Source organism: Streptomyces sp. CNQ329 (assembly GCF_000482585.1).
The window spans coordinates 60,391-81,323 of record NZ_AXVU01000033.1; the positions used below are offsets into that span (position 1 = coordinate 60,391).

The window sequence follows — 20,933 nt, forward strand, 5'->3', positions numbered from 1 at the left end:
GAATCAGGCTCCTTGGGCCTTGGGCTGCGTCTTGCCCAGCCGGCTGCGCAGCCGCTGGTGCCAGACCGGATGCTTGCGGGGCGGAACGTGATCAACCCCGCCGAGCGACCACGGGTTGCAGCGCAGGATGCGCCAGGCGGTCAGGCCCGTGCCTTTGACCGCGCCGTGCAGCCTGATCGCCTCATAGCCGTAGTGCGAGCACGACGGGTAGTACTTGCAGACCGGCCCCAGCAGCGGGCTGATGGTCCACTGGTACAGCTTGATCAACCAAAGCAGCGGATACTTCATCGCGGCGCCCTTCCCAGCAACCGCCCCAGCGCTGCGTCCAGGTCATCGCGCAGCCGGTCGAAGCCGGCCTCCGCGGCGCCGGGCAGCGCCCGTACGACCACCAGGCTACCTGCGGGGAGCTGATCCAACCGATCCCGTATGAGATGACGCAGACGACGCTTGACGAGGTTGCGCGCGACCGCCGGTCCGACGGCCCTGCTGACGACGAAACCCGCACGCGGCGGGGAGGCGTCCTCCCCGGTGGCATGCGGGTCACCGCCGCTGTTCAGGTGGACGACGAGTAGCGGGCGGCCGGCCCGTCGTCCGCGGCGTACCGCTCGGGCGAAATCCTCGCGCCGCCGCAGCCGGTGCTCAGCGGGCAGCACGAGCACACCAGCGGATCAGGCGGACAGGCGTGCGCGGCCCTTGGTGCGACGGGCCGTGATGATGGCACGGCCGGCGCGGGTACGCATACGCAGCCGGAAGCCGTGCGTCTTGGCACGCTTGCGGTTGTTCGGCTGGAAAGTGCGCTTGCTCACTCGGGGGCTCCAGAAGAAGTTGTCACGGGTGGTTAGGCGCCGAACGGCTGCCACCGTGCGCCCTCGAGCCGGCTCGTCATCCCCCGACACGTGACATGATCACTGTCGCGGCCTGAGACTGATCGGAGGCAGGCGGCAGCAGCCGTCGACATCTCGACCTCGACACGGTACGCGGGAGGCCACCGTCCGGTCAAACCCGCCCTGCGCGGCCGACACACCACCGGACACTGTGCACAGCCTGTGGACAGCGACTTGAATGGGGCAGTGCGGCGTGACTACCGTGGCTGGACTTCCGACCCTTGCGCGGATCCATCCCACCCGTCCCGAGATCACACCTTCGTGACTGCCGTGACCCTGAAAGAGCGTGACCCGTGGCCGACCTGCCTGCCGATCTCGCTGCAGTGTGGCCACGCGTGCTCGAGCGGCTACTCGCGGACGACCAGGGCGTCGAAGCGAAAGACCACCGGTGGCTGCGCGACTGCCAGCCTCTCGTCCTCGTCGCCGGCACCGCCGTCCTGGCCGTGCCCAACGAGTACGCGAAGGGCGTCTTCGAGGGCCGCCTCGCCTCCAAGATCACCGACGCCCTGAGCCACGCCTGCCGTCAGCCCATCGGCCTGGCCGTCACGGTCAGCCCGGGCGAGCCGGAGCCCCAGCAGGCCCCGCCTCCGCAGCCGGGCCCCGAGCCGGGCGCGCACGGCCCGCACGTGTCCCACGCCCCGCAGGGCCAGCAGCCGCCGGCGCACGAGGTGTCCGCGCACTCCGGAGCCCCGCATCTCCCCCCGCCCCACGCCGGGGGGCAGCCCCCGCACCAGACGCACCAGACGCACCAGACGCACCAGGGCCACCAGGGCCACCAGGCGCCGCACCAGGGCCACGGCGGGCCGCTCCCCGAGCCTCCGTACGACGCGTACAGCCGCCCGGCACCGGGTGACGACCGCCTCCCCACCGCCGCCCCGGCGTACCCCGAGTACGCCCAGCCGCGTCCGGCACCGGCCGCCTGGCCCCGCGCCGACCACCACCCGGGCCCGCCCGGCGCCCAGCCGGACGGCCCGGGAGGCACCGACGGCACGGACTACTACGCGGCCCGCGACCACGTCGCGGGCCGTCCCGCCCACGACGGGTACGCCCCTCCGGGGGGCCACACCGGCGGGCACACGGGAGGTCATACGGCGGGCCACCACCCCGGCGGCCACGGCCCCTCCGTGCCGCCGCTGGCGCAGGCCATGGGCAACGTCGAGCTGCCCGCACCCAGCGGCGCGCCCGGCCCGCTCGCCGCCCAGCCCGCCCCGGCCACCGGCCCCGGCGAACCGACCGCGCGGCTGAACCCGAAGTACCTCTTCGACACCTTCGTCATCGGCGCCTCCAACCGCTTCGCGCACGCCGCCGCGGTCGCCGTCGCCGAGGCGCCGGCCAAGGCGTACAACCCGCTGTTCATCTACGGCGAGTCCGGCCTGGGCAAGACGCACCTGCTGCACGCCATCGGCCACTACGCACGCAGCCTCTACCCCGGCACCCGGGTGCGGTACGTGAGCTCCGAGGAGTTCACCAACGAGTTCATCAACTCCATCCGCGACGGCAAGGCGGACACGTTCCGCAAGCGCTACCGCGACATGGACATCCTCCTGGTCGACGACGTCCAGTTCCTGGCGAGCAAGGAGTCGACGCAGGAGGAGTTCTTCCACACCTTCAACACGCTGCACAACGCCAACAAGCAGATCGTGCTCTCCAGCGACCGGCCGCCCAAGCAACTGATCACCCTGGAGGACCGGCTCCGCAACCGCTTCGAGTGGGGCCTGATCACCGACGTGCAGCCGCCGGAGCTGGAGACGCGGATCGCGATCCTGCGCAAGAAGGCCGTCCAGGAGCAGTTGAACGCACCGCCCGAGGTGCTGGAGTTCATCGCCTCGCGGATCTCCCGGAACATCCGCGAGCTGGAAGGCGCCCTGATCCGGGTCACGGCCTTCGCCTCGCTCAACCGGCAGCCGGTGGATCTCGGGCTCACCGAGATCGTGCTGAAGGACCTCATCCCCGGCGGCGAGGACTCGGCCCCGGAGATCACCGCGGCCGCGATCATGGCCGCCACCGCCGACTACTTCGGGCTGACGGTGGAGGACCTCTGCGGCTCCTCCCGCAGTCGCGTGCTGGTCACCGCCCGCCAGATCGCCATGTACCTCTGCCGGGAGCTGACGGACCTCTCCCTGCCGAAGATCGGCGCCCAGTTCGGCAACCGGGACCACACCACCGTCATGCACGCGGACCGCAAGATCCGGGCGCTGATGGCCGAGCGGCGCTCGATCTACAACCAGGTCACCGAGCTGACCAACCGCATCAAGAACAGCTAGCGGCCCCGTCGCCCTCTCCCTGCGTCCTCCACCGCTCCCGGTGCCCCGTGCGTCCCCGGAGTCCGCTTCTGCACGGCGCCGGACCCGCGCGTCCATGCCGCCGAGCACGCACCCGAACAGCCGAGCCCCCGCTTCGCGTTCGATTCCCGGCCCTGACCAGGCACTTCTCCACACCTCGGCCCACTTTCGGCCGTCCACACCCTGGGGACCGCCGAGTTACCCACGGGCGGGTGTGGACGCGCTCTGGACAACCCGCGTCCGCGCAGCTCATCGGCGTGTGGATGTGTGGGCGGCCGTTGCCCACACCCTGTGGACGCCGTCCGCCGCACCGATCGGCGCCGAGCGCTGTCCACCGCCGGAGACCACTCACCCACAGAAAACACCGCTCTGTACACAGCCTGTCCACAACTTTGTCCACTGTTCGGCAACGCAACGCGCCCGTTCACCGGGTCGAGTGAAAGCCGTCACATCGGGAGGCAGGATTGGCTGTGCAGAAACCCGGGTAACTCTGGGGACGGAGCTGTGGCTAAGTGGCCCCCGCCTGTGAACGGCCTGTGCACAGCCGGGCCGCGTCCACAGGAACCGAGGGTTTTCCACTCCTTGTCCCCAACCCGCCTGTGGGCAAAATTCGCGGGCTGACCTGCGCAGACAGGGTTTTCCACGGTTTCCACAAGCCCTACTACTACCTCTACACGTATCTAGCTCGGAATCCGCTTCGAAGCGGGGCCTGTGCACAAGTGCGGTCGAGGGCCTCCGAGGGCGGCGACGACGAGTTGACCCCGACCCGCCCCCCGTGTCGGTGCCGTGCGTCAGACTGGTCCCCCACACCAACCGAGCCGGCAAGGGCCGAGAGCACCAGGAGGCGGTCTCCGTGAAGATCCGGGTGGAGCGCGACGTACTCGCGGAGGCAGTGGCGTGGGCGGCGCGCAGCCTCCCGGCCCGGCCGCCCGCGCCGGTGCTCGCCGGGCTGCTGCTGAAGGCCGACGCCGCGGACGGCGGGACGCTCAGCCTCTCCGGCTTCGACTACGAGGTCTCCGCCCGCGTCTCCGTGGAGGCGGACGTCGAGGAGGACGGCACGGTCCTCGTCTCCGGGCGGCTGCTCGCCGACATCTCCCGCGCACTTCCCAACCGGCCTGTGGAGATCTCCACGGACGGCGTCCGGGTCACCGTGGTCTGCGGCTCCTCGCGGTTCACACTCCACACCCTGCCTGTGGAGGAGTATCCGGCGCTGCCGGAGATGCCGACCGCGACCGGCACGGTCTCCGGCGAGGTCTTCGCCTCGGCCGTCGCGCAGGTCGCCATCGCCGCCGGCCGGGACGACACCCTGCCGGTGCTCACGGGCGTGCGGATCGAGATCGAGGGGGACACGGTCACCCTGGCCTCGACGGACCGGTACCGCTTCGCGGTCCGGGAGTTCCTGTGGAAGCCGGAGACCGCCGATGCCTCCTCGGTGGCGCTCGTGCCCGCCAAGACGCTCCTGGACACAGCCAAGTCGCTGACCAGCGGAGACGTCGTGACGCTGGCGCTCTCGGGCGCCGGTGCCGGCGAGGGCCTGATCGGATTCGAGGGCGCCGGGCGGCGGACGACGACGCGGCTGATCGAGGGCGACCTGCCGAAGTACCGCACGCTGTTCCCCACGGAGTTCAACTCGGTGGCGGTCATCGAGACGCCGCCGTTCGTCGAGGCCGTCAAGCGCGTGGCGCTGGTGGCCGAGCGCAACACGCCGGTGCGGCTCAGCTTCGAGCAGGGCGTGCTGACCCTGGAGGCCGGGTCCAGCGACGACGCACAGGCTGTGGAAAGGGTGGACGCCCAGCTCGAGGGCGACGACATCTCGATCGCCTTCAACCCGATGTTCCTGCTCGACGGGCTGAGCGCGATCGACTCGCCCGCGGCGCAGCTCTCCTTCACGACGTCGACGAAGCCGGCGCTGCTCAGCGGCAAGCCCGCGCTCGACGCCGAGGCGGACGAGGCGTACAAGTACCTGATCATGCCGGTGCGGCTGAGCGGCTGAGGTCCGGCGTAGGCTCGGACCCGATAGGACGCGCAGGCGGACGAAGGGGCAGTGATGGAGCTCGGTCTTGTGGGTCTCGGCCGGATGGGCGGGAACATGCGGGAGCGCATCCGGCGCGCGGGGCACACGGTCGTGGGGTACGACCACCACCCGGACAGGGCCGATGTCCACAGCCTGCGGGAGCTTGTGGACGCACTGCCCGCCCCGCGTGTGGTGTGGGTGATGGTGCCCGCGGGTGCGCCCACGCAGTCGACCGTCGACGAGCTGGCGGAGCTGCTCGCACCCGGCGATGTCCTCGTGGACGGCGGCAACTCGCGCTGGACGGATGACGAGAAGCATGCCGCGGAGCTGGCTGCGAAGGGCATCGGCTTCGTGGACTGCGGCGTCTCCGGGGGCGTGTGGGGGCTGGAGAACGGCTATGCGCTGATGTACGGCGGGAAGGCCGAGCACGTGGCGCGGGTGCAGCCCGTCTTCGACGCGCTGAAGCCCGAGGGCGAGTACGGCGCCGTCCACGCCGGCAAGGTCGGCGCGGGGCACTTCGCGAAGATGGTCCACAACGGCATCGAGTACGCGATGATGCAGGCGTTCGCCGAGGGCTGGGAGCTGCTGGAGGCCGCGGACTCGGTCACCGACGTGCGCGAGGTGTTCCGCTCGTGGCAGGAGGGCACGGTCATCCGCTCCTGGCTGCTGGACCTGGCGGTCCGGGCGCTGGACGACGACGAGCACCTGGGCAAGCTCCGCGGGTACGCGGAGGACTCCGGTGAGGGCCGGTGGACGGTGGAGGCGGCGATCGACCACGCGGTGCCGCTGCCGGCGATCACCGCGTCGCTCTTCGCCCGGTTCGCCTCGCGCCAGGACGACTCGCCGCAGATGAAGATGATCGCCGCGCTGCGGAACCAGTTCGGTGGCCACGCGGTCAAGGAGGAGAAGTAGCCTGCCGGGCGGCCGGCGGTGGCGCCGGCCCGCTGTTCGCTGAATCGGCCGAGTCCCCGGGGAGGTCGGCGTCGGGCCATGCACGTGTCTCATCTCTCGCTGGCCGACTTCCGTTCGTATGAGCGGGCGGAGGTCCCCCTCGACCCGGGGGTGACGGCCTTCATCGGGCCGAACGGCCAGGGCAAGACGAATCTGGTCGAGGCGGTCGGCTACCTCGCGACGCTGGGCAGCCACCGGGTGTCCGCGGACGCGCCGCTGGTGCGGATGGGCGCGGCGCGCGCGGTGATACGGGCCGCGGTGACGCACGACGGCCGGCAGCAGCTCGTGGAGCTGGAGCTGAATCCGGGCAGGGCGAACCGGGCCCGGCTGAACCGATCGTCGCAGGTACGGCCGCGTGACGTGCTGGGCGTGCTGCGGTCCGTGCTGTTCGCGCCGGAGGACCTGGCGCTGGTCAAGGGGGATCCGGACCAGCGTCGCCGCTTTCTCGACGAGCTGATCACGGCGCGGGCGCCGCGGCTGGCGGGCGTGCGCAGCGACTACGACAGAGTGCTCAAGCAGCGCAACACGTTGCTGAAGACGGCCGCGATGGCGCGGCGGCACGGCGGGCGGCAGCTCGATCTGTCGACGCTGGACGTGTGGGATCAGCATCTGGCGCGGGCCGGCGCGGAGTTGCTGGCGCAGCGGCTGGAGCTGATCGCGGTGCTGCAGCCGCTGGTGGACAAGGCGTACGAGCAGGTGGCACCGGGCGGCGGTCCGGTGGCGTTCGAGTACAAGTCGCCGGCCGGCGGGCGGTTCGCGGAGGCGCGCACGCGCGAGGAGTTCGCGGGGCTGCTGCTGGAGGCGATGGCGGAGGCGCGGAAGCAGGAGATCGAGCGGGGCGTGACGCTGGTGGGTCCGCACCGCGACGATCTGGTGCTCAAGCTGGGTGAGTTGCCCGCGAAGGGCTACGCGTCGCACGGGGAGTCGTGGTCGTACGCGCTGGCGCTGCGGCTCGCGTCGTACGAGCTGTTGCGTGGCGAAGGCGGCGGGGAGCCGGTGCTGGTGCTGGACGACGTGTTCGCGGAGCTGGACGCGCGGCGGCGGGAGCGGCTGGCGGAGCTGGTGGCGCCCGGTGAGCAGGTGCTCGTGACGGCGGCGGTGGCCGAGGACGTGCCGGAGGTGCTGGCGGGGGTGCGGTTCACGGTGGCCGGCGGGCGGGTGGAGCGGGGATGAGCGAGGAGCCCGTACGTCCCGAGGACGCCGGACGCCCGGACCCGCCCGCGGACTCTTCCGCCCCCGGGTCCTCGCCCGCTCCCGAGCCTTCCGGGGTCGACCTGGCGCGTGTGGCCCTGCGGGCGGCGCGTGCGGAGGCCCGCGCGCGGGGGGCGGCGGCGCAGCAGCGCCGGCAGGCGCGCCGCGGCGGCGGGCTGCGCTCGGGCGCCCGCGCCGACGGCCGCGATCCGCTGCCGCTGGGCGCCGCGGTGAGCCGGCTGATCACCGAGCGCGGCTGGGAGGCGCCGGCGGCGGTGGGCGGTGTGATGGGCCGCTGGCCGCAGCTCGTCGGGCAGCAGGTGGCGCAGCACTGTGCTCCGGAGCGCTACGACGAAGAGCAGCGGCTGCTGGTGGTGAAGTGCGACTCGACGGCGTGGGCGACGGAGCTGAGGCTGCAGGCCCCGCGGCTGGTGGCGCTGCTCAACGAGGAGCTGGGCCACGGCACCGTGAAGCTGATCAAAGTGGTGGGTCCGGGGGGCGGCGGGCGGCGCTTCGGGCCGTTGCGGGCACCGGGCAGCCAGGGCCCCGGGGACACGTACGGGTAGGGCCGAACCGCCCGGAAAACCCGGCCGGTAAACCTGTGATGGGGTGAGGTCGGTCACAGTAGCTCATGGTTGACGCCCCGAAGCGCTGAGTGGCGCTCAGAGGCTCTGCAGGCCCCGGTGTGTGCAGTCCCCCTCGGCGGGCAGATGTTCAGGGCGCCACATGCGGGTTCAGGCACCTGCAAACCGTCATTCTGTCGTGAGCTACCGGTAGACTGGAGGACAACCCGCCCACTTGCGGAACACGCCGACCAACAACGACGCGGCCGCTCCCGCTCAGCCAGGAGAGTGGCCCGTGCTGTGCCAGAAAGGGCGCTTCGTGGCCGATTCCGGCAACTCCAACGAGAACATCCCTGCCAGCGAATTCGTGCCTTCGGGCGCCGACGGCGCCGCGGAGGCGGCCGCTGCTGCCGCACGGGCACACGGCCGCGTGGAGGCGGAGGGCGCCGAGGACACGGCGTACGACGCAAGCGCGATCACGGTCCTGGAGGGCCTCGACGCCGTACGCAAGCGCCCGGGCATGTACATCGGCTCGACCGGTGAGCGCGGTCTGCACCACCTGGTGCAGGAGGTCGTGGACAACTCGGTGGACGAGGCGATGGCCGGCCACGCGGACAGGATCGAGGTGACGCTGCTCGCCGACGGCGGCGTGCGCGTCGTCGACAACGGCCGCGGCATCCCGGTGGGCATCGTGCCGTCGGAGAACAAGCCGGCGGTCGAGGTCGTGCTGACGGTGCTGCACGCGGGCGGCAAGTTCGGCGGCGGCGGGTACGCGGTCTCCGGCGGTCTGCACGGCGTCGGCGTCTCGGTCGTGAACGCGCTCTCGACCCGCCTGTCGGTGGAGGTCAAGACCGACGGCTACCGCTGGACGCAGGACTACAAGCTGGGCATCCCGACCGAGCCGCTGGCGCAGAACGAGCCGACGGACGAGACCGGCACGACGGTCACGTTCTGGGCGGACGGCGACATCTTCGAGACGACGGACTACTCGTTCGAGACGCTGTCGCGCCGCTTCCAGGAGATGGCGTTCCTCAACAAGGGCCTGACCATCTCGCTGACCGACGAGCGGGCGGCGGCCAAGCAGACCTCCGGCGCGGACACCGCGGGCGACGAGGACGAGGACAAGGCGCGCAGCGTCACGTACCACTACGAGGGCGGCATCTCCGATTTCGTGCGCCACCTGAACTCGCGCAAGGGCGAGCCGGTGCACCCGTCCGTGATCGACTTCGAGGCCGCGGACACCGAGCGGCTGATGTCGGTCGAGATCGCGATGCAGTGGAACACGCAGTTCAGCGAGGGTGTGTACAGCTTTGCGAACGTCATCCACACCCATGAGGGCGGTACGCACGAAGAAGGCTTCCGGGCCGCGCTGACGGGGCTGATCAACCGGTACGCGCGCGACAGGAAGCTGCTGCGCGAGAAGGACGACAACCTCACCGGCGAGGACATTCGCGAGGGCCTGACGGCGATCATCTCGGTGAGGCTCGGCGAGCCCCAGTTCGAGGGCCAGACGAAGACCAAGCTGGGTAACACCGAGGCGAAGACCTTCGTCCAGAAAGTCACGCACGAGCACCTGACGGACTGGCTCGACCGGAACCCGAACGAGGCGGCGGACATCGTCCGCAAGGGCATCCAGGCGGCGACGGCCCGCGTCGCGGCCCGCAAGGCGCGCGACCTGACGCGGCGCAAGGGGCTGCTGGAGACGGCGTCGCTTCCGGGCAAGCTGAGCGACTGCCAGTCGAACGACCCGTCCAAGTGCGAGATCTTCATCGTGGAGGGTGACTCCGCGGGCGGCTCGGCGAAGTCCGGCCGCAACCCGCGGTACCAGGCGATCCTGCCGATCCGCGGCAAGATCCTCAACGTGGAGAAGGCCCGGATCGACCGGGTGCTGCAGAACACCGAGGTGCAGGCGCTGATCTCGGCGTTCGGCACCGGCATCCACGAGGACTTCGACCTCGGCAAGCTGCGCTATCACAAGATCGTGCTGATGGCGGACGCGGACGTCGACGGCCAGCACATCCAGACGCTGCTGCTGACGCTGCTGTTCCGTTTCATGCGCCCGCTGATCGAGGGCGGGCACGTGTTCCTGGCCCAGCCCCCGCTGTACAAGATCAAGTGGGGCCGGGACGAGTTCGAGTACGCCTACTCCGACCGCGAGCGCGACCAGCTCATCGAGCTGGGCCGCTCGCAGGGCAAGCGGATCAGGGACGACTCGATCCAGCGCTTCAAGGGCCTGGGCGAGATGAACGCGGAGGAGCTGCGGATCACCACGATGGACCAGGCGCACCGCGTGCTGCGGCAGGTGACGCTCGACGACGCCGCCGCGGCCGACGACCTGTTCTCGGTGCTCATGGGCGAGGACGTCGAGGCACGCCGCTCGTTCATCCAGCGCAACGCCAAGGACGTCCGCTTCCTCGACATCTGAGTCGGCCCCCCGGGCGGTCCCCCGCCCGGGTTCCGGGGCTCCCCGCCCGGTGCGACCGACCGCCTTCGAGACCTCTTCGAAAAGGTAGAAAAGACCAGTAATGGCCGACGAGCTCACTCCCCAGAATCCCGACCCGCAGCCCGACGGCGAGGGCGAAGACGGCGGCAGCGTGCTGCGCGTGGACGCCGTCTCGCTCGAGACGGAGATGCAGCGCAGTTATCTCGACTACGCGATGAGCGTCATCGTCTCGCGTGCGCTGCCGGACATCCGCGACGGCCTGAAGCCCGTGCACCGCCGCGTGCTGTACTCGATGTACGAGGGCGGCTACCGCCCCGAACGCGGGTACTTCAAGTGCGCGCGCGTCGTCGGCGACGTGATGGGCAACTACCACCCGCACGGCGACTCGGCGATCTACGACGCCCTGGTGCGGCTGGCGCAGCCGTGGTCGATGCGGATGCCGCTCGTCGACGGCAACGGCAACTTCGGCTCCCCGGGCAACGACCCGGCCGCCGCCATGCGCTACACCGAGTGCCGCATGGCGCAGTTGGCCATGGAGATGCTCCGCGACATCGACGAGGAGACCGTCGACTTCGGGGACAACTACGACGGCCGCTCCCAGGAGCCCACCGTCCTGCCCGCCCGCTTCCCGAACCTGCTGATCAACGGCTCGGCGGGGATCGCGGTCGGCATGGCGACGAACATCCCGCCGCACAACCTGCGGGAGGTCGCCGACGGGGTGCAGTGGTACCTGGAGCACCCCGGGGCGTCCAACGACGAACTCCTGGAAGCCCTCCTGGAGCGCATCAAGGGCCCGGACTTCCCCAGCGGCGCGCTGGTCGTCGGCCGCAAGGGCATCGAGGAGGCGTACCGGACCGGCCGCGGCTCGATCCCCATGCGCGCGGTGGTCGAGGTGGAGGAGATCCAGGACCGGCAGTGCCTGGTGGTCACCGAGCTGCCGTACCAGGTCAACCCCGACAATCTCGCGCAGAAGATCGCCGACGGGGTGAAGGACGGCCGGCTGACCGGCATCGCCGACGTCCGGGACGAGACCTCGTCGCGTACGGGCCAGCGCCTGGTCATCGTGCTGCGCCGGGACGCCGTCGCGAAGGTCGTGCTGAACAACCTCTACAAGCACACCGACCTGCAGACGAACTTCGGCGCCAACATGCTGGCCCTCGTCGACGGCGTGCCGCGCACCCTGTCGCTGGACGCGTTCATCCGTCACTGGGTGGACCACCAGATCGACGTCATCGTCCGCCGCACCACCTTCCGGCTGCGCAAGGCCGAGGAGCGGGCGCACATCCTGCGCGGCCTGCTGAAGGCGCTGGACGCCATCGACGAGGTCATCGCGCTGATCCGGGCCTCGCAGACGGTGGACGTGGCGCGTACGGGCCTGATGGACCTGCTGGAGATCGACGACATCCAGGCGAACGCGATCCTGGAGATGCAGTTGCGCCGGCTGGCCGCCCTGGAGCGGCAGAAGATCACCGCCGAGCACGACGACCTCCAGGCGAAGATCGACGACTACAACGCGATCCTCGCCTCCCCCGAGCGGCAGCGGCAGATCATCAGCGAGGAGCTGGCGGCGATCGTCGCGAAGTTCGGCGACGACCGGCGCACCCACCTCGTGCCCTTCGACGGCGACGTGTCCATCGAGGACCTGATCGCCGAGGAGGACATCGTCGTCACGATCACCCGCGGCGGCTATGTGAAGCGGACGAAGAGCACCGACTACCGCGCGCAGAAGCGTGGCGGCAAGGGCGTACGCGGGACGCGGCTGCGCGAGGACGACATCGTCGACCACTTCTTCGTCTCCACCACGCACCACTGGCTGCTGTTCTTCACGAACAAGGGCCGGGTCTACCGCGCCAAGGCGTACGAGCTGCCGGACGCCGGCCGCGACGCCAAGGGCCAGCACGTCGCGAACCTGCTCGCGTTCCAGCCGGACGAGCACATCGCCGAGATCCTGGCGATCCGGGACTACGCGGCCGCGCCGTATCTGGTGCTCGCCACCAAGGCCGGGCTGGTGAAGAAGACGGTCCTCAAGGACTACGACTCGCCCCGCCAGGGCGGCGTGATCGCCATCAACCTGCGCGAGATGCCCGACGGTTCGCCGGACGAGGTGATCGGCGCCGAGCTGGTCTCGCCCGAGGACGACCTGCTCCTCGTCAGCAGGAAGGCCCAATCGATCCGGTTCACCGCAACGGACGAGGCGCTGCGCCCGATGGGCCGCGCCACCTCCGGTGTGAAGGGGATGAGCTTCCGCGAGGGTGACGAACTCCTCTCGATGAATGTCGTGCGGCCCGGTACGTTCGTGTTCACCGCCACCGACGGCGGGTACGCGAAGCGCACGAACGTGGACGACTACCGCGTTCAGGGACGAGGTGGGCTCGGCATCAAGGCGGCGAAGCTGGTGGAGGACCGGGGCTCGCTGGTGGGCGCGCTGGTGGTGGAGGAGACGGACGAGATCCTCGCCATCACGCTCGGCGGCGGCGTGATCCGTACACGGGTCGATGAGGTCAGGGAGACGGGCCGTGACACCATGGGCGTCCAGCTGATCAACCTGGGGAAGCGGGATGCCGTGGTCGGTATCGCGCGGAACGCCGAGGCCGGCCGGGAGGCGGAGGAGGTCGAGGAGGCCGCCGACGCCGCGGACGCCGCCGACGAGGCCGGGAGCACGGACGCCGGGGCGCAGGCCCCCGCCGCGGACGGTGAAGGCGAGGAGTAGGTCGTGAGTGGAGCCACGGGTGCCGGCGCCGGTCCGGCGAGGGCCGAGGGGTACGCGCAGCCGAGCCCCCCGCCCGGTCCGGACGACGCCGGCGGCGGGCGCCGCGGCCGCCGCGGGCGCAGACGCGGCGCCTCCGGCTCCGCGGGAGCCGGAGGCCCGGAGGCGGACCCGCAGGGGCACGCGTATACGTACGGCAGCGCCCCCGAGGGCCCGATGCCTCCACCGACGGCCGCCCCCGCCGCCCCGCCGGCCCCGCATCACCCGCCGCAGGCGTACCCGCCGCCGCACGGCGGCGTGGCCGCTGGCGGCCACGCCGGGGGACACACGGCGGGCGGCGCCGGTCAGCCGTACGAGCAGGTGCAGCAGACGGCCGCGGGCGTACGCAGGTCGCGCACCGGCGCGCGCACCGTGCCGCGCACCCGCAAGGCGCGGCTGCGGGTGGCGAAGGCCGACCCCTGGTCGGTGATGAAGGTCAGCTTCCTGCTCTCCATCGCGCTCGGCATCTGCACGATCGTGGCGGTGACGGTGCTGTGGATGGTGCTGGACGCGATGGGCGTCTTCAGCACGGTCGGCGGCACGATCAGCGAGGCCACCGGCTCGGACGACTCGGCCGGCTTCGACCTGGAGTCGTTCCTGTCGCTGCCCCGGGTGGTCGCGTTCACGGCGGTCGTGGCGCTGATCGACGTCGTCCTCGCCACGGCGCTGGCGACGCTGGGCGCGTTCATCTACAACCTCTCCGCGGGCTTCGTGGGCGGCATCGAGGTCACGCTCGCGGAGGACGAGTAGCGTCCGCCGGGAACGCCCGCTATCGATTTGGGCCACGGCTCGGCGGTGGGGTAACCTCTGTGCAGCGCGCGGCTATAGCTCAGTCGGTTAGAGCGCATCCCTGATAAGGATGAGGCCCCAGGTTCAAGTCCTGGTAGCCGCACCAGCGCAGAAGCCCCCAGCCGATCACGGCCGGGGGCTTTTGACGTCCTCGGGTGACATCAGCCGATGAGCGGATCCTCCAGCAGATCAGCGAGCATCGCGGCAGCTTCCCGCTGGTCCTCACCGACCACATGCGTGTAGATGTCGAGGGTCATCGAGATCTGACTGTGCCGCAAGATCGCTTGTGCCACCTTGGGGTGCACCTTCAGGAAGGCGAGCAACGTCCCGCAGGTGTGCCGAGCGAGCCGGACCGTGATGCGGCGAACGCCGGCACGCGTCACCAGACGCTCGAAGGTGAGTGAGAAGCCGCGGGGCTCGATCAGCCCGCCGTTCCGCTCCGACAAGATCACGTCCTGACCCGGTGCCTGGTGCCAGGAGTCGCCGGCTTGCTGCCGTTCGATGTCCTGCAACCACTTCCGCTCTGCCAGGGCGTCAGCGCAGAACCGCGGAAGCGGGAGAGCTGCCTGTGACGAGTCGGTTTTGAGATCCTTCAGGACCAGCCCCTTTGTCTCCCGCTGCACCTGCTTGACCGGGGTGAACTGCTCGTTCTCGAAGTCGATGTCCTGCCAGCGCAGACCCAGCACCTCACTGCGCCGGAGGCCCAGGACGAGCACGAGCACGCACGCGGCGTAGAGGCGGTGCGCCCGGGTGGCGCGTAGGAAGGTGATCGCCTCCTTGGCGCTCCAGGGCTTACCCTCCCCCTTGCTGACCTTGGGCATGTCCACCAGCTCAGCGACGTTACGGCCAACCAGTTCCTCGGCGCGGGCCCGGTTCAGCGCGTTGCGCAGGGTCTTCAGTACCTCGGCTTGGGTGGGCGCCGGCACGCCGTCCTTGGCGAGAAGGGCCAGGCATTCGCGGACCTGCCGCGGCGTGAGCCTGATCAGCGACTTCTTCCCCAGGTGGGGCACGAGGTAGAGGCGCACTTTCGACTCGTACTTGGCGTACGTGTTGTGCTCCCGGTTCGGCTTGACGATCTGCTCAAGCCAGTAGATCAGCCACTCGCCGACCTTCCACGACCGGTTCGGCACCGGGACGCCTTGCCGCTCCTGCTCTTGAAGCTTGGCGATCTTCTCTGCTGTCTCGTCGTAGGTCCGGCCGTAGACGTACTTCCGCACCCGGATTCCGTCCGTGTCGGTCACGTAGACGGCGCCCTGATAGCGGCCATCCTTGCGCTTGGTGATCGTGCCAGCGCCGTTCGGACGTCGCTTCGTCATCAGGCAGCCTCCTCAATCTCGTGCGCGATGAAGTCGCCGACGGCGGCGGCAGGGATGCGGCGGGAACGACCGATGGTGATCGAGGCGAGACGGCGCGAACGGATCAGGTCGTAGACCTTCCAGCGGCCGAGCTTGAGACGCGCCATGACCTCTTCCACGGTGAGCAGTTCGTCAGCCATGGGTGACACCTCCCTCCGTGGTCGGGGCGTGGGCGAGGGAGGCGGATAGCCAGGCTTCGGTGGGGGTGAGGCCGGTGCCGGTGTAGGTCCAGTGGGCGAGGACGAGGGTGGTTTCGTCGTCGGGGCCGTCCACAGGCTGTGGGTTGTCGCCGCGGGCGATGGCGGCTTGCAGGCGGCGCCATTCGGCGCGGGCGGCGCGCAGGGCACCGAGGGTGGTGGAGTAGCGGCGGGTCTTGGTGGAGAAGTGGCCGCGGAATCCGAGCATGTGCGCCCAGGCGCGGAGGCGGAGATGGGCGAGGTCTCTGCGGGCACCGAGGGCCCAGGCGGTGCGGATGAGGCGTTCGGCGTGCAACCCCACGAGGTAGCTGCGGCAGATGGGGACGCCCACGGCCGCGGACTCACTCTCGTCTCGGCACTCGGCCGACGCATGGAAGTAAGCGGAGACGACGAGGGCTACACGGTCATGGTCGAACTGGACCCCGGCACGACAGACCCGGAGCCGCAGCCGGCGGCCAGTCTGAGGCCGAGCACGCGGGAGCGGCGCCGATGAGCCAGCGAACTCTCCCGGAACCGCGTTGGTTTCATTGCGAGTGCCACGTCGACGATCGTCGGTTAGGCACCTTCGACGCCTACAGCACAGGCGAGGCACTGCGCTGGCTCAAGGCCACGCTGATGATGATCGCGATCAACATGGACGAGGAGCCCTACCGCCAGGCCCGCGACTGGATCGAATGCGGCCAGACCAAGGCGGCCCGCAGGCTGCTGGAGGGCAGGACCTACACGCTCACACTGAAGCAGCACACCACGCAGGCGACTTGGACAGTTACTCCCCCCAGCGACAAGCAGGCAGACACAAGCACGTGACCTCCAGGAGAATTCGCCGTCACCTGGTAACGATCGACCCCTGACCAGCAGTTTTCATGCTGGCCAGGGGCGTCATTGAGCACCCTGGACCGCCGGCGGGCCGTGAGACTGAGCTGGCCTAGTGGTGACGCGAGAACGTGCGTTCGTACAGGACGAGGAACGGGGCGACAAAGCCGGATGACTCAGCGGGGGTCGCGCGTCCGCCGCAGATTAGGACGACTCCCGACGCCAGAGCGCTGATATACACGAGGCCGGTCACCCATGGGGGCGGCCCGCCTGTCTGGATGTCAGGCACGCGATGGCTCATAATGGGGGGACTCCTTCTCTCAGGGGTTGGAGCAAAGGCCATCCGCATCGGCATGCCAACGTCCGCGGGTGGCCTTTAACGTGGGCGCGGAGAGCGCCCAGCCGGGAGCGATTCTGCCCTACCCGGGCTGCCGCACGCAAATTATGGATCAAGGAATCGCAGGGCATGGCCTAGGCCATCCCTTGCAATTTAAGGCAGATGAGGCGTATCGGATAGGTATCCCTTCGTTTCCAAGGCGGCCAGCTAGTCGGTCGCCTTGGAGGCACCGCGTCTATAGCGCTTCGAGCGCGTTCCCGACTGGAAGGCATGAGGAGCGCGTACACCCTGAGGATTAGCGGGGTCGGCGTGGCCCAGGTACTCGTTGACGGCCTTGGCGTCCTCTCCGCTGTCCAGAAGCACAGAGGTGTAGGCATGCCGCAGTGCGTGCATCCCGTGCTCCCTCGCAGACTCGTGCGACCGGACAAGGCTCGTACGGCTCTGTCGAGTCTCAGTTGATGGTTGACGGGTTGGCGTCGGGTGATGCTTGACGTCTGTCCTAGACGATCTTTCGGCGGTTGTGTTCGCCGGAGCTGCGGACGACTACCTCCTTTCTGGTGATGCGGGGGACGGTGGTGATCAGCTCGGTGCCCTGGAAGATGCGGATGCTGGTCTCGTCCAGGTGGGCGGTGATGATCTGGCGGGCATGGCCGCGGCCGAGCTGGATGCGTTGTCCGGCGACCACGAAGCCGCCGGTGCTGCTGACGGTGCGCTCGGCGATCTGCTCGCCTGGTGGCGGCAGCAGCGGGGGTGGCCCGGCCGCACGGCCGCCTTGCAGACGGCTGCAGGCCGAGGGTGGCAGCGGGCTGGGCAGGGTGGCCTTGAGGACCCGCTGTTCGTCGAGGACTTGCAGGATCTGCCCGTCGAGCCGCAGGGTGACGCGTTGTCCGGCGAACGGCCAGCCGATCAGGACCTTGTCGCCGCCCAGACCGACGTAGCCGACCGCGTTGACGGTGCGATCCACCTCCACCGCGTTTGCGGAGTCGTCGGCTGGGCCCAGATCGTCGGGCCAGGGCCCGGCCGGGCGGGCATCGCCGCTGGCCAGCAGGGCTTTGAGGTCCCTGCCTGACAGCTTCGAGGGCAGCGTCTTGTGCCGTGCTCCGCCGATCAGCACGTGGAGCCTGTTCACATCGATCCGCAACGTGACCGGGGTGCCGGCCAGGGCCGGGCCGAACCAGATCTGCTGCCCTCGAAGGCTCAGGTTCCCCGATGCAGGCACCAGCCGTTCCACCTCGATCGCGCCGGTCTCGCCGTCGGCCAGCGGCCAGGACACCGGCGCTGGTCCGGGTTGCGGCGACGGAGGCGGAGCCGCAGGAGTGACCAGGTCGAGGCGGGCGGGCAGCACCGCCGGCAGCGTGGTCTGCTCTGCTTGTTCCTTCGGGGCGAACCGGCTGGCCGGGACGGCCATGTCCAGGGCCTGATGCGGCCGCATCCGGTTGTAGTCCTCCAGCCAGGCATCCACCGCTGCCTGCGCGGTCGCGAGATTCTCGAACGGGCCACGACCGTCGAGGAGTTCGCGTCTGAGCGTCTGATGGAACCGCTCGATCTTCCCGGTCGTGGTCGGGGACTGCGGCTTGGTAAGGCGGTGGGTGATGCCGTTCTCCCGGCAGATCCGGTCGAACATCGTCTCCCCGGGACGCCCGGGGCCGAACCGTGCGGTGAACTGCTTGCCGTTGTCCGTCAGCACCTCTTCCGGCACTCCGAACCGCAGCAGGGCTTCTCCGAAGGCCCGGCAGACCGCGCGGGCGGTGGCCCGCTCGACCACCTTGGCGATCACCATGAACCGTGAGTGGTCGTCGATCCCGGTGACCATCTTGCACTCGCCACCACCTGTCAGCAGGATGCCGCCGACGATGTCCATCTGCCACAACTCCATCGCCGCAGACCGCTCCCACCTGCGGTAATCCGACCGGCGCCGCTTACGGACCCCCGGCTCGACCAGAGCGTTGCGCACCAGGACCCGATAGACCGTCGCCCGCGAGGGCACCGGCGTGATGCCCCGCCGCTCCAACTCGTGCACCAGCCGGCGCGGACCCCAGCCGGGATGCCGGCGCCGCAGCTCACACACCACCGCTTCCACCTCCCCGCCGATCCGGTGCGGACACGAGACCGGACGGTGCGACCGGTCCGCCAACCCCGGCAGACCCGACCGCTCGTACTTGCGCACCCAGGAGTGCACCGACTGCCTCGACACCCCATACCGGGCCGCGACTTGAGTGACCGGAACCCCCGCGGCGACCTCCATCACCGCGTGATACCGCTGCTCGACCACGCTCAACTCCACCAGCACGGCCCCGGCCCTCCCCATACGCCCAATCCAGGCGCACAGCCAAACCGAGGCAAGCGGTGTCAAGCATCAAGTGAGGCCACAACGTCAAGCATCAACCGAGACAAGACAAGGCTCGTACGGCTCCATGCGTAACAACCTTCTCTACGACTTCAAGGCGGCTCGCTACCGCTCGCCGCGCGGCCGGCTCCCCGGGCCGCCGCTCCTGTCTCCGCCCCGCTCCGGCCCGGTCCGCCGACCCGCACAACGGAAGGCGAGCCCACTCAGGAGAAACGACTCATGGCAGGGTCCGGTCGGCTCCGCGGCTTTAGGCAGCCACCATGGGGCGGGGCCATAAGATCATGGGGTCACATCGGCCCATTACGGGCAGGTCCACAACCAGCCCGATCGCCGGTCAGCTTAAGGCCCCATGATCTCCCACCCCATGGCAGCTCCCGCCCAAAGCCTCTCCACACCGACCTCGATACCGGTGTCACTCCAGGAGGCGGAAGGTCGACACGACAGCTACACAGAGAGTCATCCAAAGGATGAACGCGCCACCTCCATAAAGCACGCTCTCAGCGGCAGATGACCCGGAGGCATACGACAACATGCCGCCGCCCATTGCTACCAGCAGCGCCGAGAGAACGGCGCATATGAAGATCAGTACGCGATTGGAAGGAGGAGTGTCCTGCACGACGGGATGGTCCCTTTCCCCGGGACCCAGAGACGCGCAAGCAAGGGCCCCGGACATAGAAGTGTCCGTGAACCTTGCTTTCGGGCCGAGGCTCTCCTAGACCTCACGGCAACGGCGACTTTGGCGGCCAGGGTGACCTGACAGCTTCAAGGGGTCGCTCAGAGCCAAGCGAGTTTCTCCCGTCAGCGCGGATGAGGAGTGCGGCCAAAGCAGTGGCCCCCTCAGGATGACTCCTCATAAGTAGAGTGACAGATCAACACGACTGACGCAAACCGGAGTTGAAGGGTTGCCTGGATCGAAGAGATCAGTCTGCCTGCTGTGTGCTGTTCACCTGACATCATCTGCTGACAGCAACGACAGCGAACGGCCACGAAGGACGACGAACGGGGTAAGGCTCACCTACCAGGTAAGCGGGCAGTCGGCCTGTGGACATCCGATGCCCGAGCGACCTGATAAGGATGAGGCCCCAGGTTCAAGTCCTGGTAGCCGCACCAGCGCAGAAGCCCCCAGCCGATCAAGGCCGGGGGCTTTTGACGTCCTCGGGACACCTCGGCCGGTGAGCGGACTCTCCACCGGCGCTCAGTCGCTGAACGCCCATCCGGTCCAGGACGTGACGTGGATCGCGACGGCGACGCCCGCCGGGGGTGTCTCCCGGTACTGGCGGTACTTCCGCCGCAGCAGTTCCACGGCCGTGTGCCGGCCGGCATCGCCTTCGCGTACGTCCGCCCAGCCGTCGGCACGTGCCCACCACAGCGAGGTCCAGTCGTCGGCGTAGTGATCGACGATCACCGACACGGCGGGGTTCTCCGAGATGTCGCGCAGGCGGCGCAGCCCGGTCGTGCGCTTCGGCTTGTGATCGACGGCGAAGACGATCACGTCCCCGTCCACGGCGAAGGTGACGGGCACGACGTGCGGCACGCCTGCCCTGTCGGCCGTGGCCAGCCGCGCGACGGGAGAGCCGGCGAAGCGCTCGCGGGCCTCGGCCGCGGAGAGGTTCATGGGCCGAAGATACCCACGGTGCGGGATCGGTGCGGCCAGGCAGGCTGGTACAGGTCCTAGTACTACAGGGCTAGATCTTGATCATGGGGTGGTGGGAGACTCTGGCTGTGGCCACGACACAGCCCCGTGATCAAGATTGTCCGTCGGACGCCGTCAGCCCGGCCGATTTAGCCGTCTGGGACCGAGAGTTCGCCGCGCTGGGCGAGCGGATAACCCCACTGTTCTACCGCCCGGAGTCCCAAGGGCACGCCCTTCAGTACCTGCGTGGGCTCCTCTCCCCGTTGCAGCGCAAGAACGGCTGGACCATGGCCGAGTTCGCCGGTGAGAAGGAGCCCAAGGCACTCCAGCGGTTCTTGAACCTCACCCCGTGGAGCGCGGTTCTGATGCGGGACCTGGTCCGCGACTA

At 69.5% G+C, this 20,933-nt stretch carries 17 protein-coding genes, 1 tRNA gene and 3 pseudogenes; 12 read left to right on the forward strand and 9 right to left on the reverse strand.

The annotated features are described in order from the left end of the window. Positions 1-3: 3 nt before the first annotated feature. From yidD to rpmH, 3 genes are read right to left on the reverse strand one after another with little or no spacing between them, the layout of a single operon-like run. Positions 4-288, reverse strand: a complete 285-nt coding sequence (gene yidD / locus I003_RS0121575) for a membrane protein insertion efficiency factor YidD (protein ID WP_018838819.1) — start codon at positions 286-288, stop codon at positions 4-6. After that, positions 285-653 (reverse strand): ribonuclease P protein component, encoded by a 369-nt coding sequence (gene rnpA / locus I003_RS32820; protein WP_037721383.1) that lies wholly within the window; start codon positions 651-653, stop codon positions 285-287. Before rnpA ends, yidD begins: the two co-directional genes overlap by 4 nt. Before the next feature lie 15 nt (positions 654-668). Then, positions 669-806 carry a 50S ribosomal protein L34 gene (gene rpmH, locus I003_RS0121585; protein ID WP_027773413.1) on the reverse strand — a complete coding sequence of 46 codons (138 nt, stop codon included), beginning with the start codon at positions 804-806 and terminating at the stop codon, positions 669-671. A 371-nt stretch (positions 807-1,177) separates the two neighbouring features. Between rpmH and I003_RS36995 the strand changes: the two are divergent. The 10 genes and pseudogenes from I003_RS36995 to I003_RS0121630 form a co-directional block, all read left to right on the forward strand. Continuing rightward, positions 1,178-1,436 (forward strand): annotated as a pseudogene (locus I003_RS36995) (chromosomal replication initiator protein DnaA); the annotation flags it as partial. A gap of 296 nt (positions 1,437-1,732) precedes the next feature. Next, positions 1,733-3,148, forward strand: a pseudogene (dnaA, locus tag I003_RS0121590) (chromosomal replication initiator protein DnaA); the annotation flags it as partial. 871 nt (positions 3,149-4,019) lie between these two features. Further along, positions 4,020-5,159 carry a DNA polymerase III subunit beta gene (dnaN, locus tag I003_RS0121595; RefSeq protein WP_027773415.1) on the forward strand — a complete coding sequence of 380 codons (1,140 nt, stop codon included), beginning with the start codon at positions 4,020-4,022 and terminating at the stop codon, positions 5,157-5,159. Between the two features lie 54 nt (positions 5,160-5,213). After that, positions 5,214-6,092, forward strand: coding sequence for a phosphogluconate dehydrogenase (NAD(+)-dependent, decarboxylating) (gnd, locus tag I003_RS0121600; protein WP_027773416.1), 879 nt, complete (start codon positions 5,214-5,216; stop codon positions 6,090-6,092). Between the two features lie 78 nt (positions 6,093-6,170). After that, positions 6,171-7,304 carry a DNA replication/repair protein RecF gene (gene recF / locus I003_RS0121605; RefSeq protein ID WP_027773417.1) on the forward strand — a complete coding sequence of 378 codons (1,134 nt, stop codon included), beginning with the start codon at positions 6,171-6,173 and terminating at the stop codon, positions 7,302-7,304. Continuing rightward, on the forward strand, positions 7,301-7,888 hold the full coding sequence (locus I003_RS0121610; protein WP_027773418.1) for a DciA family protein: 588 nt from the start codon (positions 7,301-7,303) through the stop codon (positions 7,886-7,888). Before recF ends, I003_RS0121610 begins: the two co-directional genes overlap by 4 nt. Positions 7,889-8,180: 292 nt before the next feature. Beyond that, a complete protein-coding gene (gene gyrB / locus I003_RS0121615) occupies positions 8,181-10,310 on the forward strand; it encodes a DNA topoisomerase (ATP-hydrolyzing) subunit B (RefSeq protein WP_027773419.1) in 2,130 nt (709 codons plus the stop codon). A gap of 100 nt (positions 10,311-10,410) precedes the next feature. Further along, the gene (gene gyrA, locus I003_RS0121620) at positions 10,411-13,038 is read left to right on the forward strand and encodes a DNA gyrase subunit A (RefSeq protein ID WP_027773420.1); all 2,628 of its coding nucleotides are present in this window, start codon (positions 10,411-10,413) and stop codon (positions 13,036-13,038) included. Between the two features lie 3 nt (positions 13,039-13,041). After that, the gene (locus tag I003_RS0121625) at positions 13,042-13,824 is read left to right on the forward strand and encodes a DUF3566 domain-containing protein (RefSeq protein ID WP_027773421.1); all 783 of its coding nucleotides are present in this window, start codon (positions 13,042-13,044) and stop codon (positions 13,822-13,824) included. Positions 13,825-13,892: 68 nt separating this feature from the next. Continuing rightward, positions 13,893-13,969 (forward strand) — tRNA-Ile (locus tag I003_RS0121630). Positions 13,970-14,024: 55 nt separating this feature from the next. Here I003_RS0121630 and I003_RS0121635 read toward each other — a convergent pair. From I003_RS0121635 to I003_RS32825, 3 genes are read right to left on the reverse strand one after another with little or no spacing between them, the layout of a single operon-like run. Further along, positions 14,025-15,179, reverse strand: coding sequence for a site-specific integrase (locus I003_RS0121635; RefSeq protein ID WP_027773422.1), 1,155 nt, complete (start codon positions 15,177-15,179; stop codon positions 14,025-14,027). Continuing rightward, positions 15,179-15,358, reverse strand: a complete 180-nt coding sequence (locus I003_RS0121640) for a helix-turn-helix domain-containing protein (protein ID WP_027773423.1) — start codon at positions 15,356-15,358, stop codon at positions 15,179-15,181. The genes I003_RS0121635 and I003_RS0121640 overlap by 1 nt, the downstream gene beginning before the upstream one ends. Continuing rightward, positions 15,351-15,746: a replication initiator gene (locus tag I003_RS32825; protein ID WP_486584324.1), complete on the reverse strand. Its 396-nt coding sequence runs from the start codon at positions 15,744-15,746 to the stop codon at positions 15,351-15,353. Before I003_RS32825 ends, I003_RS0121640 begins: the two co-directional genes overlap by 8 nt. A gap of 158 nt (positions 15,747-15,904) precedes the next feature. Here I003_RS32825 and I003_RS0121650 point away from each other — a divergent pair, with 158 nt between their 5' ends. After that, positions 15,905-16,222, forward strand: coding sequence for a hypothetical protein (locus I003_RS0121650; protein WP_027773424.1), 318 nt, complete (start codon positions 15,905-15,907; stop codon positions 16,220-16,222). A gap of 477 nt (positions 16,223-16,699) precedes the next feature. Here the strand turns inward: I003_RS0121650 and I003_RS37000 are convergent. From I003_RS37000 to I003_RS0121665, 3 genes and pseudogenes are all read right to left on the reverse strand, one after another. After that, a pseudogene (locus tag I003_RS37000) lies at positions 16,700-16,988 on the reverse strand (hypothetical protein); the annotation flags it as partial. A 76-nt stretch (positions 16,989-17,064) separates the two neighbouring features. After that, the gene (locus I003_RS32830) at positions 17,065-18,843 is read right to left on the reverse strand and encodes an IS481 family transposase (RefSeq protein WP_078564248.1); all 1,779 of its coding nucleotides are present in this window, start codon (positions 18,841-18,843) and stop codon (positions 17,065-17,067) included. A 1,264-nt stretch (positions 18,844-20,107) separates the two neighbouring features. Beyond that, positions 20,108-20,527 (reverse strand): TIGR03668 family PPOX class F420-dependent oxidoreductase, encoded by a 420-nt coding sequence (locus I003_RS0121665; RefSeq protein ID WP_027773426.1) that lies wholly within the window; start codon positions 20,525-20,527, stop codon positions 20,108-20,110. 107 nt (positions 20,528-20,634) lie between these two features. Here I003_RS0121665 and I003_RS35685 point away from each other — a divergent pair. After that, on the forward strand, positions 20,635-20,933 hold a 299-nt coding region (locus I003_RS35685), incomplete at its 3' end, for a transposase (RefSeq protein ID WP_199784332.1).